We start from the raw sequence: 12,970 nt of genomic DNA, 5'->3' as shown, positions 1-12,970 counted from the left end.
ATTTAGCATACTATCACCTCATTATCTTATTACTATCATTATACAAGAAATGGGGAAAAGGTTATTATGTAAAATGTTAAAAAATAAAAAATGCCGACAAGTCCGTAGGACTTTGTCGACAGTCTGAAAGCTGCCTATGGCAGCTTTTTTATATTTATACATAGTATTAATCTGAATTACCTATAATCCAAAGTATCAATTAAAAAATATTCACTAAACCTTCATAAATATTCGAAAAAAGATTGCTTTTACTTAAAAGTATTATAAAATATTCCTATAAAGACAATTTGATGGTAAATGCATTGAAATGTCATCGTTTCACAACTAAATACAGAGCGGAGAGAGAAAGATGAAAAGACTTTGGTTTTTGATGATTAGTGTATTATTTTTATTAGTTGCCTGCAGTGGCGCAAAGTCTGAAGAAAAGACAGAAGGTACAGAAGCAAGAGGTAAAGCAACAGAAGAAATGAAAACATTCAGAGTAGGGCAAATCGTTGATGCTGACGGTGTAGATGTTCGAGTAGTTAAAGCAGAGTATGTAAATGATTATGAAGATTACGAAGCACCTAATAACGGTAAAGTATTAAAAGTGACATTGAAATTTAAAAACAATAACAGCGATCAAGTACTTGTAGATTCTAGCGCATTTACAATGAACGTCAGAGGAGAAACGTATCCAGATTGGATTGGCGGAGATGGTACAGACGGTATTTTCTCTCATCAATTAAACCAAGGTAAAACTGCGACAGGCACTTTAACATTTGATGTTCCAGAAGCCAAAGTCTATACCTTAGAAATGGACACGTATTTTAAAACTGCAAATGTTAAAGCGAAATGGAACCTTCATCAAGCAATGATTAAAGATGGCAGTTATAATGAAGCTGACAGCCAATCGGATACGAAGAAAGATAAAACAAAAGCTGAAGACGATAGCGAGGATTATCCATACACAGCAGAAGAATACAATGCGTTAGTAGATGAATATAACGCATTAACAGATGGAGAAAGAATGAATCACGTCACACGTGGTGTTACAAATAAAGAATACAACGATTTAGCAGCACGTATTGATAAACTTTATGATGAATTAGAAGCAGAATGGGATAAAGAATATCAAAAGCAACTTGAGCGTGAAGATGCAGAATGGCAAAAAAATCAAGATCGCATCGATAAAGAATTCGAAGCAGAGATGAAGCGCCAAGATGAAATAGATGCACGAGAAGAAGCACAAAGACAAAAACAAGAAGAAGCGGATCAACGTGCCTATGAAGCAGAAATGAAACGTCAAGACGAACAAGCAGCACGTGAGGCACAAGAACAAGCGAAATTAGATGCAGAACTTCAAAAACAAGAAGAAGCAGCAGATCAAGCGATGTTAGAAGAGTAGATAGAAATAAATTTTAGTTTTAAAGGTGAGTTATAAAAATGGATGAATTAAGATATGAAAAACCTAGAAACCGTATCGCAGAAATTGTATTAGGCATTGTCGGCAGTATATTTGGGATTATTGGTGGGATTTCCACATTAATGGTCGCAAGTGCGAATGAAGCTGTCGGAAATGCTGGAAGCAGTGATATCTATACGTTAGGTATTATCGTTATATTGATGAGTATAGCGACATTCATAATTAGTTGTTTAATTAAGAGAAAGCGTGTATTAATGAGTATCTTGCTCATTATCGCAGGTGTACTAGACTTTTTCTTAATTGGTATCTATGGAATCATCGCAGGTATTTTAATCTTAGCTGCGGGTGTCTTAGCGTTATTACGAAAATAATGCAGTTATAATCAGCATATACATGTGTTGTTATGTGTTGAAAACAGTTACTTTAAGAATAAAGATAATTATATTTCTCAAGCAGAATGGGTTAAGTTATGGCAAAAAGCACTTAAGGTTAACTGTGGAACAGCTGAGAAAAGATTAGTCCGAGATAATCCTTATCAATTACCTAAAAAGAAATGGGTATATAAAGCTACTTGGGCAAAACGTTATTAAAATAAAAAAAGTCCGCTTTTGGCGGGCTTTTTTATATGAAAAAAATAGACGATATTATTACGATACTAGCTATAATGGCAATAATTGCACTTACTTTCATTTTTCTTATAGTTGCTATACCTAAAGATAAAAATATCATTGATTGAAAGAAATATTGCCATTGTATTGGCATTTTTAATATATCAGCAACATTAAGAAATACTGTGATAATTGATAGCATAGAAATTATTAAAAAGGTAATTTCATATAATTTAAAATTTCTAATGTTCATCTTTTTACCTCCAAGTATCCCCTCTTTTTAATTATAATATATAACTGTAAGAACATTCGTCATGATATTATCATAAGAATTTAGTGTTGTCTTTTTTGGTTTTTTTTAGAAACGAGTTGAAAACGAGTTTCTTCTTGTCTTTATACATATTAGTAATAATTTAAAAATGTATGCATATTTTCCTTATGCTCTTACAAGAAAATTAACCCCAAATCTAAATTTTGATATTTTTTACAGAATCTTGCTCCTGTTGGAACTAAAAATCGAGTTGATTTTTGAGTGATTTTATGTAATATTTTAGTTTGCATGTAAATGGGCAGTGTCTAAAAATCAGACACTGATTTTGATTGAACTTTTGCTTTTTAGAATCATGATATATTTATTTAGCTCTCATTTGCGTTTTAAGAGCTGATAAATAATTTCGGATAAAAAACTCTGTAAATATCTTACGGAACTTCAGAATGTCCCCTTAAAATTAAAAATAAGGGCATTAAAAAAATAAAAGCCATCCCAAATAAAATTGGATTGGCTTTTTTCTTTCGTACGGTCTATTTATTTTTCCTTCGACGCCGTATCGTCGATGAAATTCAAAAAAGTTATGGGCTATAAATCTACATCACTTTTTAAAAAATGCAGTAGCAATATTCAACACAAATTAATTTTTGTAACTGCTCGGAATATCTCAAGCCGTTTCTTTGAATTTAAAATAAGAAAATTGACGAAGAGCGATTGCGATTTCAGCACACGTTCGGACAGAACGTATAAGTGCGCCCTCACAGGATTTAACTAGATTATAACGGCGAAAAGTAGACCTGTAAAGCAAAAACTATTGTGATAAGATTTGCTGGAAAGGAGTTTTATTTTTGAAAGTCTTTTTATCTTTTATGTATTTTTTTATCTCATTTTTTGTTTTGCAATCTTTATTAGATTTAATATTGCCGATTGAGTTTAACTTGTATGCAAATTTGATTTCCGCATTATTTTTTACACTACTTATGACGCCGTTTTTTGTTGTGTTGAAAAGATTGAAAAACAAAAAGTAGAACACGCATTTATGCCGAGAAAATTTATTGATCAATGAGAAGAACCCTTAACTAAACTTGTAGACGAATGTCGGCATAGCGTGAGCTATTAAGCCGACGATTCGACAAGTTTTGGGGTTGTTAAGGATTTAGAGGCTCATTGTCAATAAAGCAATTGGAATTAAGTAATAAAAAACGTGTCTTAATGGGTGTTTTACTTGTTATAGGAGGCGTACTAAACTTTATTTTCATTGGTTTATTCGGAATTTTATCTGGTATTTTAATACTTGTTGCAGGTATTTTAGCATTAGTACGTAAATAAGAAGAATGATTGGGAGCTGCCGCATCGGCAGCTTTTTAAATTGTTGGAAAAATAGACAATTGAAGATTTCACAACAGAGATTTCTAATAGGTTTGAGTTATGCTATACTATTTTAATCATTGTAGGAAAGAAGGGCGCGCATGCTGTTTTTATTTTTACTGGGTTTAGTTGCAGGAATGGTGGTTCCTGTACAAACTTCTATTAATACAAAACTAATACGCTATACACACTCATCATTTTATTCTTCAGCAATCTCATTTTCAGTCGGCGCTCTATTTTTATTCATTGTAAACTTGATTATTGCACCTGGTCACTTCACATTAAGTTTCTTTTCTGGTCAATCGTTTAATTATACGTGGTTCGTTGGAGGACTATTAGGTGTCTTATTCTTAACAGGAAATCTATTACTGTTTCCAAGGCTAGGTGCGTCATTGACAGTCATTATAACCATTGCTGGACAAATCATTATGGGTGTGATGATTGATACCTTTGGTTGGTTAGGAGCTAAAATAGAACCATTCACATTCTTAAAGCTGATTGGTGTCTTATTGTTATTTATTGGCATCATTGTGATGAATTATGTTAAACATCAACCTAAAGAAGAAAAAGCTAATAAAGTCTTACCATGGTTAGTCATAGGATTTATCTTTGGGTTTGCACCACCGATTCAAACTGCGATCAATAGTCAGTTAGGACAACAAGTACATAGTTCGTTATTTGCGTCATTAATTTCATTCTCTGTAGGGGCAATCGCATTAATTGTCATTACAGCGTTTGTAAATCGTTCATTTAAATTATCAACTTATGAACCAGAAGTAGGTAAAATCAAACCAGTTTATTTTATTGGTGGGGTACTTGGTGTGGTATTTGTCACAGCGAATATCGTTTTAATGCCATATTTAGGTGCCGCATTAACGACTATTGTCGGAATGCTGGGCCAAATGTTAATGGGTGTCATAATTGATCACTTCGGCATTTTAGGTGCGAAGAAAAACAAGATTAATGTACGTAAGATTTTTGGAATCATATGTATCTTCATAGGCATCGTCTTACTAAGATTCTTCTAAATTCATATTAAAAAGAACGTTTTTACGACAGGTAGAAACGTTCTTTTTGTTATATAAATATAGCCCAGGAAATAACTTCCCGGGCCAATTCATCATGCTTATTTTTTCTTATTTTTCTTAGAAATGACTTTCGTGTTTTTAGGTTTATCTTCTTTCTTCTCTTGTTCGCGTTTAATACGTGCTACTTCTTCATCCGCAACTTTACTGTAGTATCTGTTCGCAAAGAACATTTGAACAATCATAAAGATGGCACTGACTGACCAATAAAGACCTAATGCCGCAGCTGAAGTGAATGAGATATAAATGATGAAGATAGGTGAGATAATCATCATCATGTAACCCATTTGACGTTGTTCTTTCGGCATATTTTCAATGCTGACAAGTGATTGTAAGAAGTAAAGGGCACCGGCAATGATTGTAATCCAAACATCAGGTTCTGTCAGTTTGAACCATAAGAAGTGAGGATGATCTGTGATGCCGCCATGTGAAGGCCATTTTAATGAGACATATAAACCGAAGAGTACAGGCATTTGAATTAAGATTGGCAGACAGCCAAGCATACTCTTCATTGGATTCATGTCGTACTTTTTATAAACAGCCATTAATTCTTGTTGTGCTTCCATTTTTTCTTCTTGTGTACGTGCACGTTTAACTTTTTCTTGTACTTCTTTCATCTCAGGTTTCGCAATATCCATAACCTTACGCATGATTTGACCGTTCTTAGTTTGGCTTAACATAAACGGCAACATAACTAAGCGAATGGCTAATACAATAACGATAATTGCGAGACCATAGTTATCGTTTAAATTATGACCAAGCCAATGTAGTAAATTGTCCATTGGTTTTGCGAAAGTATTAAAGAAGAAACCATTGCGGTTTTCACTCTTTGAATAATCGCAACCTGCGAGCAGTACTGTAGATAACGTCAATAACAGTATGTATTTTATTTTCATCTTTCTCTGCCTTTCTCTTTTTTTATTGAAAATAATTAAGCATCGTATCGAAGTCATTGAAAAAGCAACCGCTTAACAAGGGTTGCGAAAAAAGGACAACAATTGCTTATACACTTACAAGATACAATCCTAACATAGAACCTGTATCGATTAAAGAAGAGAAAAGATAAAACAACATAGCTAAAAACAATACGATAAACAATGGCAAAACAAAGTGAATAATTAACTAATCTGCTGCTTTTTCATTTTTCAACGTATTGATAGAAAGAGACCATAAAACGATATTTAAGATCATCACAATAAATAATGCGACAACTGTATATAGAAGATCAAAAGTTATAGTCATCGGCAAGGTTTCAAACAACACATAATAAACTAACCCGCCAATAATGACCTGCCCCACAATGTTTAAGAGCTTTCCAATATTAGATTCAACAAATTGAAGTAATAAAGAGGGCAAAGATAACACACTAAAAACAACATAACTAACGAGTGTTATTTCTCCTAAAGCTATCGCAGACGTATCAGTTAAATTTGAAAGTGTAACTGAATCTAAAAACTTTATCGCAGCGATAAACGCAAAGATAAAAATAACGAAGCCAATTACTTCTTCAATAAGTAGTGCCAAAAATGAGCTGACAATATTCTTTTCTGGTTTCTCAAAGCGCTCATAAATATATTCAATGACAAAATTCAATAGTGTCGAAACAACAACCAAGATAATAAAGACAGTCGGAAGTTTACCTGTAAATAACCGGCTTAAAAATTCTACACCTAAATCCCAATAAACTTTCATGATTTTAAGCTCCTCTTTCTCTTTATGTAATGAGTATATAGATAAAATACAATAAAAATCAACTGTCATTTTATAACTTTTAAATTAAAAAAGAGGGTATGTCTAGATTGATTAAATGATGAAGAATGTTGTGAGGACAAGGAACAAAGCGCCTGAGTTAGTCTAACGTTTGTGTGAGGTTAGACTGAAGTTAGGGTGGAAACGGTATGGCATGCACAAAAAATGTATGTGTTATAATGTGTAGTGGTTAATTGTGAAAATAAAATGATTATAAAAGAAATTAATGTGGGGGTTGTAATGAAAAAGTTTAAATATTTAATGGGGATAGTTTTAACAAGTGTCTTTATACTTGCTGGATGTGGGTTACCTGGCTTAGATGGCGGCCCAGGTAAAAATGTTAAAATTACTGCACTCGCAACAAGTGAATCGCAAATTATGGCACATATGATTCGCCTACAAATTGAACATGATACGAAAGGGAAAGTAAAACCAACCATTATTAACAACTTAGGCTCAGCTACTATTCAACATAACGCCTTATTGAATGGAGATGCGCAAATTTCTTCTACGCGTTATACAGGTACAGATTTAGTAGGAGCGTTAAATCAACAACCTATTACTGACACCAAGAAAGCTATGGATGTTGTTCAAAAAGGCTTTACAAAGCAATATGATCAAACGTTCTTTGATACGTATGGCTTTGAAAATACTTTCGCATTTATGGTTACTCAAGAAGTGGCTGACAAGTATCATCTTGAAACAGTTTCGGATTTAAAGAAACATAAAGACGAGTTGCGTTTAGGTACAGATTCTACTTGGATTAAACGTGCTGGCGATGGTTACCCGGCTTTCACTAAAGCCTATGGGTTTAAATTTAAAAGTATCCGACCTATGCAAATCGGCTTAGTATATGATGCTTTAAAAAACAATAAATTAGATGTGGCTCTAGGTTATACTACAGATGGCCGTATTTCAGCTTATAACTTGAAAGTATTAAAAGATGACCGTAAATTCTTCCCGCCATATGACGCAAGTCCACTTGCGAAGAACGACTTCCTAAGAAAGAACCCTAAAATTAAACATTCATTAGAAAAACTTCAAGGCAAGGTCTCTACGAAAACAATGCAAGAGTTAAATTATCAATCAGACGGCAAAAAACAAGAGCCAGCCGTAGTCGCAGAAAGGTTCCTCAAAAAACACAACTATTTCGAAAATAAATAGTTATCAATTTGTCTTGTGTTAGGACCATGTTATACTGACAAAAATTGGAGGTAGATTATGGCTAAAATTAACCAAAGACAAGTGAGACAAATTGTGCGTTTAGTCACACGTATTGTACGTCAGATCATGCGTTCTAGAAATAATAAACGTTATTAATATAAAGAAGCAGCACTTTCTCAAATTAGAAGAGAAGGTGCTGCTTTTGTTTATCCTTAAATTGAAGCGTATGGATACGCATGTAGTTAAATTTATGAGCGATCTTCTGACGAGTGTCTCTTAGATGCGGCATGTAAAATCTTAGTATGTTCTTCATTAGGTGAGAGTGTTAATCCTAACGCTTTACGCTCTCTATTCGCATCTTTATAGAATGAAAGCGTCATTAAGATAACGACCAAACTGAATGGTAAGGCTGAGATAATCGCCGCAGATTGTAGGGCGTCTAATCCTGTTTCGCCTCCGGCAAGCAGTAATACATACGCAATCGCAGAAAGCGCAAGTCCCCATACAATTTTTACGAATCCTGCTGGACGTAATGTACCAAATGCCGTCTGCATACCTAAAACGAATGTTGCTGAATCGGCAGAAGTAATAAAGAATGATCCAATTAATGCGAGTGCGATAATGGATAAGACACTGCCTATCGGCAATTCATTAAAGATACCGAATAATTGTGTTTCAGGTGGCATTTTAAAGATTTCAGTATGTTCTTGTCCAACACTGATACCTGTTAAACCGAATACGCTGAACCAGAAAATACTGACGATTGTCGGCACTAGTAAGACTGCCATAACGAATTCTCTGATAGAGCGTCCTTTAGAGATACGGGCGATAAAGATACCGACGAACGGACTCCAACTCATCCACCAACCCCAATAATAAACTGTCCATGTCTGCATCCAGTCATGTTTTTGTTGGTTTAATGGTGCAGTGTCTAAACTGTTAAAGATTAAAGTGTTTAAGTAATCACCAGTCGCAGAAGTCATCATGTCTAAGATGAGTAAAGTTGGACCAATGACTAATAAAATCGCAAAGAGAATCGCAGCTAAAATCATATTTAAGTTACTTAAATATTGAATTCCTTTGCTTAAACCACTCCATGCACTGTATAAGAAAAGCACAGTTACGACTGCGATAATAATACCTTGAACTAACTTGTTATTTGGAATACCAAATAAATAATTCAAGCCTCCATTGATCTGCATCGCGCCAACACCAAGTGATACCGCTACACCGATAATTGTCGCAAATACTGCTAAAACATCGACAATGGTACCTGGTAAACCGTCCACACGTTTACCTAAAAGTGGTCGTAATGTTTTAGAAATAAGACCGACTTCGCCTTTTCTGAATTGGAAATAAGCGAGTGATAACGCTACGATGCCGTAAACAGCCCAAGGGTGAAAGCCATAGTGTAAGAAACTCGCACGTAATGAATCTGCGAGTGCTGCTTTCGATTCTGCAGAAGCTGTAGGAGGAGTTAAATAATGTGATACAGGCTCAGAAGCCCCATAGAATACTAAGCCAATCCCCATACCAGCACTAAATAACATTGTCAGCCAAGAGATAGTGTGGAACTCAGGTTTGTCTGTAGGTTTACCTAGCTTTAATTTGCCGATTGGGCTAAAAACTAAGAAAATACAGAAAACCAATATGAAAGAAAAGACGAGCATATAATACCAACCGAAAGTTTCTGTAATCCACGCCCCAAGTGCACCAGAAACCTTGCCGAATTGGTTAGGGAAAATTGCGCCGATTAATACTAATAAACCTACAAGTATAGACGCATAAGTAAATACGGGTGAAAACATCTTGTTTGTCTCTTTATGAGTCGTCTTCAAAACTGCAACATCCTTTCTGATTTGAGTATTGAAAAAAAGCAAAGACGGTATTCATGCTATCATACCTAGCAAATAATTCAACTTCTTGAAAATCGTAGCTTAAAAAGTGAAAAAATCATTGTAAATTCAAAAAAGGGGTATTTTTTGAATTTATATCCAACTTAGGGTGGGGTAAAATAAAAAAACTGATATATAAGAAAAAAGAGGGTGAAGGTGTATTATAAAAATTTGAAAAAATATTTTACATGCTTGGGGAACAAAATTTAGAAAATGAATATCAAAATCGACAAGAAGCATTTACAACGTTTTTAACAAATATTGAAATTTATCCCATCAGAGACCAAAAACAATGTCAGACTGTAAGCTATTCATTGTTTATTTGTATGAGCAAAGCTTTAGCACATAAAATGGAAGGTGTTCTTTTAAATTCAAATAAAATATTAAAACTATCACACAATGGAGGTGATAGTGATGCTAGATGTTGTGGTTGCATTGGTTAAACAAATGATTGCGCAATTTATTTCAGGTGGCAAACAAGATGTTAAATAGTCATGCTTTATTCAGCATGATAATTGAATGCGTCGACTTGTGTTTAGAAACAAGCCGGCGTATTTTTGTATATTGTGTCGATATAGGTTAGATTAAAGATAAGCAGTAAAAATATTGAATCAAATCTAATTAGGAGGAACTTGTAGTGACACAATTATTTACAGATCGTTTATATGAACGCGTTGAGCCAATTTGGGCATCTTACATGGAACATCCATTTATTAAAGGGTTAGCTGACGGCTCTTTGGATGAAGAGAAATTCAAACATTGGTTGAAACAAGATTATATTTATTTAATTGAGTATTCTCGTTTATTTGCGATTGGTGCCGCGAAAGCCATTGATTTAGATATGATGTCGACGTATGCACAATTATTAGATGGCACAATGAATACAGAAATGAACTTGCATCGTGGTTATGCGAAGGAATTTGGTATTAGTGAAGCGGAATTAGAAGCTACTGAACCTGCAGAAACGACAACCGCTTATACAAGTTATATGTTGAATATGGCACAAATCGGTGGCGTAGAAAATGTGATTGCCGCAATTTTAACTTGTACATGGAGTTACAACTATATTGGTTTGAAATTGGCAGAACAAGATGCTGCGAAAGATCATCCATTATATCGAAAATGGGTAGATATGTATTCATCTGAGGAGTTTACACAATTCAAGAAAGATTGTGTTGAACTGATGAATAAAGTGACAGAAGGACGTTCAGAAGCGGACTTAAAACGACTAGAAGATATTGTCGTACGCACAAGTTATTATGAATATAAATTCTGGGATATGGCAGAAAACTTAAGCACTTGGGATGTGCCGGTAAAATAGAATGATTGAAGATTCAAGTTGTTGCCTTTAAGCTTAGGTAAGCAATGTATATTGAGGAGGCAAAGAATTGAATAAAAAAGAACTCATGAACTTAGCTTCAACACCTGTGAATGCACCGACATATTCAAGAGTGGATGTTCATTTCAGAAATAGAGAATTTTTAAACATTGTGTATCGCACGGATATTGAGAAACTAAAGGAAGTCGTACCTGAACCGCTAAAAGTGACAAGTGACTTAATCAAATTTGAAGTCATTGATATGCCTGATAGTACAGGCCTTGGTTCATATACAGAATGCGGACAAGTGATTCCAGTAGAATACAATGGAGAAGAAGGCGAGTTCTACTTATCCATGTATTTAAACAATCAACCTGCGATTGCATTAGGCAGAGAGCTTTCAACATTTCCAAAGAAATACGGAGAACCAAGACTATATGTCGATAACGATACATTAGTAGGTACATTAGATTATCATTCATTACGCGTTGCACAAGCAACGATGACCTATAAATACCATCCGATTGAAACAGAAGAAGCGAAACAACTTATTACCAAACCAAGCTTCATGTTGAAACAATTGCCAAATTACGATGGGACACCAAGAATACTTGAAATGACACGTTCTCAAATTACAGATATTCAAATTAAAGAAGCATTCCGTGGTGATGCGCGTCTACAATTATTTGAACATGTGAATGCGCCGCTCGCAGATTTCCCGGTCAAAGAAATTGTCGATGCACAACATATATTGGCAGACTTAAGACTCGGCCGACCGGAAGTCATTCATGATTATTTAAAAGAATCATAAATTTTTCAGGAGAAACAAGCTTTGATGTTTGTTTCTCTTTTTTTAAACAAATAGACAGAATATGTCTTTTTTTGTAAAGAATGAATACAGTTGTATTCCACTCAGGTATACTAAATATTAAGTATGAAAGTCATTATAAAGAGAGAGTAGGGACATAATGAACAAAATTAAATATTTAGGTACTGGACTCTTAGCAGCGTCGTTATTATTAACTGCTTGTGGGCAAAAAGAAGAAAAACAAACATCATCTGACCAAGAAAAGACAGAACATCAATCAGAAGAACAATCTACATATGAAGATCATCAAAAAAGCGAAGAAAACAACGAGAAACACTTAGGTTCAAAAGCATCTGAATCTAAACACAATGCATTTAGTCACTTGAATCCTAATAGTGATGAATATCTTGCGCGTGTATGGTTAGCCGCATTACCAAGCTATCGAAGCGCAAATCCGGCAGATATCTCTATTAGTCATGATGATTTGTCAGGAAAGATTATGTATGGACCAGGGTCGATTAGATATGAACAAGGTGTTCAAAGTTTGTTAGGTACACCTACTGCCGCGGGATATGTTGTTTATAAAAATAACGGAGATGGTACGATTACGATTTATCCTGTACCGAGTCATTTCCAAGATCATCGTTGGCAAGAAGAAGATTATAGTCGCGAGGAATCTCAACGTATTATGAATAGCGGAGAAGTGGTACCGTTGTATGATGGGAATGAAGAAGCGGTGCGTCTAGTTGAAAGTTATATTGGTGCGACACCACCTGGAATTGATGAGGATGATGAAGAGTCAGAAGAAACGGTGACACGTGAAAATGTGATTGATAAGGTTGAAGAATATGAAGGTCATCAATTAGATACAAGCCGTTATACTTTCAAAGAACCAGAACGTCGTGATGATGGGGGTTGGGGCTTCTCAATTTTAGACAAACAAGGTAATTTAGTCGGTTCATATATCATTGATTCAGACGGTGATGTGACAAAATATGATGAACATGGCGACGAAGTTTAATATATTGAAAAAGAACTTGATTCGACAGCTTTCATGTGTTGAATCAAGTTCTTTTATCGTTAATATTATGCTTCACTTTGTTTATTTGATGCATAGTCATAAAGTTTAATAATTGTTTTGAATTTCGCATCTTCGAGCTTTGTTTTCTTATTTCTTAAATCTTGAACAGTTTGATAAGGAACACCTGAAGCTTTTGAGATTTTATAGCCGCTTTCAGCTTCAAATAATTTTTCAATATCTTCTTTAATTTGTTTGATGACTGTCATAGTTAAGCTCCTTTT

General features: G+C 34.6%; 14 protein-coding genes and 1 pseudogene. 10 read left to right on the top strand and 5 right to left on the bottom strand.

Annotated elements, in window-relative coordinates:
* The first annotated feature begins 370 nt into the window (after nucleotides 1–370).
* From KRR19_RS04280 to KRR19_RS04270, 3 genes and pseudogenes are all read left to right on the top strand, one after another.
* Nucleotides 371–1,387 carry a DUF4352 domain-containing protein gene (locus KRR19_RS04280; RefSeq protein ID WP_241964608.1) on the top strand — a complete coding sequence of 339 codons (1,017 nt, stop codon included), beginning with the start codon at nucleotides 371–373 and terminating at the stop codon, nucleotides 1,385–1,387.
* A 38-nt stretch (nucleotides 1,388–1,425) separates the two neighbouring features.
* The gene (locus KRR19_RS04275) at nucleotides 1,426–1,776 is read left to right on the top strand and encodes a DUF4064 domain-containing protein (protein ID WP_023016211.1); all 351 of its coding nucleotides are present in this window, start codon (nucleotides 1,426–1,428) and stop codon (nucleotides 1,774–1,776) included.
* 3 nt (nucleotides 1,777–1,779) lie between these two features.
* A pseudogene (locus tag KRR19_RS04270) lies at nucleotides 1,780–1,899 on the top strand (protein rep); the annotation flags it as partial.
* 127 nt (nucleotides 1,900–2,026) lie between these two features.
* On the opposite strand, the gene KRR19_RS04265 reads toward KRR19_RS04270, so the two are convergent.
* Entirely contained in the window at nucleotides 2,027–2,266 is a 240-nt protein-coding gene (locus tag KRR19_RS04265; RefSeq protein ID WP_002480068.1) for a hypothetical protein, read from the bottom strand.
* A 1,182-nt stretch (nucleotides 2,267–3,448) separates the two neighbouring features.
* On the opposite strand from KRR19_RS04265, the gene KRR19_RS04260 reads away from it, so the two are divergent.
* The gene (locus KRR19_RS04260) at nucleotides 3,449–3,610 is read left to right on the top strand and encodes a hypothetical protein (RefSeq protein ID WP_002480067.1); all 162 of its coding nucleotides are present in this window, start codon (nucleotides 3,449–3,451) and stop codon (nucleotides 3,608–3,610) included.
* Between the two features lie 140 nt (nucleotides 3,611–3,750).
* The gene (locus KRR19_RS04255; RefSeq protein ID WP_002480066.1) at nucleotides 3,751–4,677 is read left to right on the top strand and encodes a DMT family transporter; all 927 of its coding nucleotides are present in this window, start codon (nucleotides 3,751–3,753) and stop codon (nucleotides 4,675–4,677) included.
* A gap of 98 nt (nucleotides 4,678–4,775) precedes the next feature.
* On the opposite strand, the gene yidC is transcribed toward KRR19_RS04255, so the two are convergent.
* Together yidC and KRR19_RS04245 are read right to left on the bottom strand one after the other, a co-directional pair.
* Entirely contained in the window at nucleotides 4,776–5,630 is an 855-nt protein-coding gene (gene yidC / locus KRR19_RS04250) for a membrane protein insertase YidC (protein ID WP_070684387.1), read from the bottom strand.
* A gap of 226 nt (nucleotides 5,631–5,856) precedes the next feature.
* Nucleotides 5,857–6,426 carry a hypothetical protein gene (locus KRR19_RS04245; protein ID WP_216733464.1) on the bottom strand — a complete coding sequence of 190 codons (570 nt, stop codon included), beginning with the start codon at nucleotides 6,424–6,426 and terminating at the stop codon, nucleotides 5,857–5,859.
* Between the two features lie 297 nt (nucleotides 6,427–6,723).
* Here KRR19_RS04245 and KRR19_RS04240 point away from each other — a divergent pair, with 297 nt between their 5' ends.
* Nucleotides 6,724–7,647, top strand: coding sequence for an osmoprotectant ABC transporter substrate-binding protein (locus KRR19_RS04240; RefSeq protein WP_002480063.1), 924 nt, complete (start codon nucleotides 6,724–6,726; stop codon nucleotides 7,645–7,647).
* A 248-nt stretch (nucleotides 7,648–7,895) separates the two neighbouring features.
* On the opposite strand, the gene KRR19_RS04235 is transcribed toward KRR19_RS04240, so the two are convergent.
* Complete coding sequence (locus tag KRR19_RS04235; RefSeq protein ID WP_002480061.1) at nucleotides 7,896–9,455, bottom strand: BCCT family transporter; 1,560 nt, start codon at nucleotides 9,453–9,455, stop codon at nucleotides 7,896–7,898.
* A gap of 275 nt (nucleotides 9,456–9,730) precedes the next feature.
* On the opposite strand from KRR19_RS04235, the gene KRR19_RS04230 reads away from it, so the two are divergent.
* The 4 genes from KRR19_RS04230 (at nucleotide 9,731) to KRR19_RS04215 (ending at nucleotide 12,689) form a co-directional block, all read left to right on the top strand.
* The gene (locus KRR19_RS04230) at nucleotides 9,731–9,985 is read left to right on the top strand and encodes a hypothetical protein (protein WP_002480060.1); all 255 of its coding nucleotides are present in this window, start codon (nucleotides 9,731–9,733) and stop codon (nucleotides 9,983–9,985) included.
* 194 nt (nucleotides 9,986–10,179) lie between these two features.
* Nucleotides 10,180–10,863, top strand: a complete 684-nt coding sequence (gene tenA, locus KRR19_RS04225) for a thiaminase II (protein ID WP_002480059.1) — start codon at nucleotides 10,180–10,182, stop codon at nucleotides 10,861–10,863.
* A 67-nt stretch (nucleotides 10,864–10,930) separates the two neighbouring features.
* Nucleotides 10,931–11,671, top strand: a complete 741-nt coding sequence (locus KRR19_RS04220) for an acetoacetate decarboxylase (RefSeq protein WP_002480058.1) — start codon at nucleotides 10,931–10,933, stop codon at nucleotides 11,669–11,671.
* Between the two features lie 157 nt (nucleotides 11,672–11,828).
* Nucleotides 11,829–12,689 (top strand): hypothetical protein, encoded by an 861-nt coding sequence (locus tag KRR19_RS04215; RefSeq protein WP_002480057.1) that lies wholly within the window; start codon nucleotides 11,829–11,831, stop codon nucleotides 12,687–12,689.
* Between the two features lie 65 nt (nucleotides 12,690–12,754).
* On the opposite strand, the gene KRR19_RS04210 is transcribed toward KRR19_RS04215, so the two are convergent.
* The gene (locus KRR19_RS04210; RefSeq protein WP_002480056.1) at nucleotides 12,755–12,955 is read right to left on the bottom strand and encodes a hypothetical protein; all 201 of its coding nucleotides are present in this window, start codon (nucleotides 12,953–12,955) and stop codon (nucleotides 12,755–12,757) included.
* Between the last annotated feature and the right edge of the window lie 15 nt (nucleotides 12,956–12,970).

Source organism: Staphylococcus sp. CWZ226 (assembly GCF_018986355.1).
In the GTDB taxonomy this organism is placed as follows: domain Bacteria; phylum Bacillota; class Bacilli; order Staphylococcales; family Staphylococcaceae; genus Staphylococcus; species Staphylococcus simulans.
This window is presented reverse-complemented; position numbering and strand designations above follow the sequence as displayed.

What these genes read in the sequence shown, in the direction of transcription:
- KRR19_RS04235 (WP_002480061.1), bottom strand. Translation starts at nt 9,455, where the DNA reads ATGTTTTCACCCGTATTTACTTATGCGTCTATACTTGTAGGTTTATTA.
- KRR19_RS04275 (WP_023016211.1), top strand. Translation starts at nt 1,426, where the DNA reads ATGGATGAATTAAGATATGAAAAACCTAGAAACCGTATCGCAGAAATT.
- KRR19_RS04280 (WP_241964608.1), top strand. Translation starts at nt 371, where the DNA reads ATGATTAGTGTATTATTTTTATTAGTTGCCTGCAGTGGCGCAAAGTCT.
- KRR19_RS04255 (WP_002480066.1), top strand. Translation starts at nt 3,751, where the DNA reads ATGCTGTTTTTATTTTTACTGGGTTTAGTTGCAGGAATGGTGGTTCCT.
- KRR19_RS04230 (WP_002480060.1), top strand. Translation starts at nt 9,731, where the DNA reads ATGCTTGGGGAACAAAATTTAGAAAATGAATATCAAAATCGACAAGAA.
- KRR19_RS04215 (WP_002480057.1), top strand. Translation starts at nt 11,829, where the DNA reads ATGAACAAAATTAAATATTTAGGTACTGGACTCTTAGCAGCGTCGTTA.
- yidC (WP_070684387.1), bottom strand. Translation starts at nt 5,630, where the DNA reads ATGAAAATAAAATACATACTGTTATTGACGTTATCTACAGTACTGCTC.
- KRR19_RS04210 (WP_002480056.1), bottom strand. Translation starts at nt 12,955, where the DNA reads ATGACAGTCATCAAACAAATTAAAGAAGATATTGAAAAATTATTTGAA.
- KRR19_RS04240 (WP_002480063.1), top strand. Translation starts at nt 6,724, where the DNA reads ATGAAAAAGTTTAAATATTTAATGGGGATAGTTTTAACAAGTGTCTTT.
- KRR19_RS04245 (WP_216733464.1), bottom strand. Translation starts at nt 6,426, where the DNA reads ATGAAAGTTTATTGGGATTTAGGTGTAGAATTTTTAAGCCGGTTATTT.
- KRR19_RS04265 (WP_002480068.1), bottom strand. Translation starts at nt 2,266, where the DNA reads ATGAACATTAGAAATTTTAAATTATATGAAATTACCTTTTTAATAATT.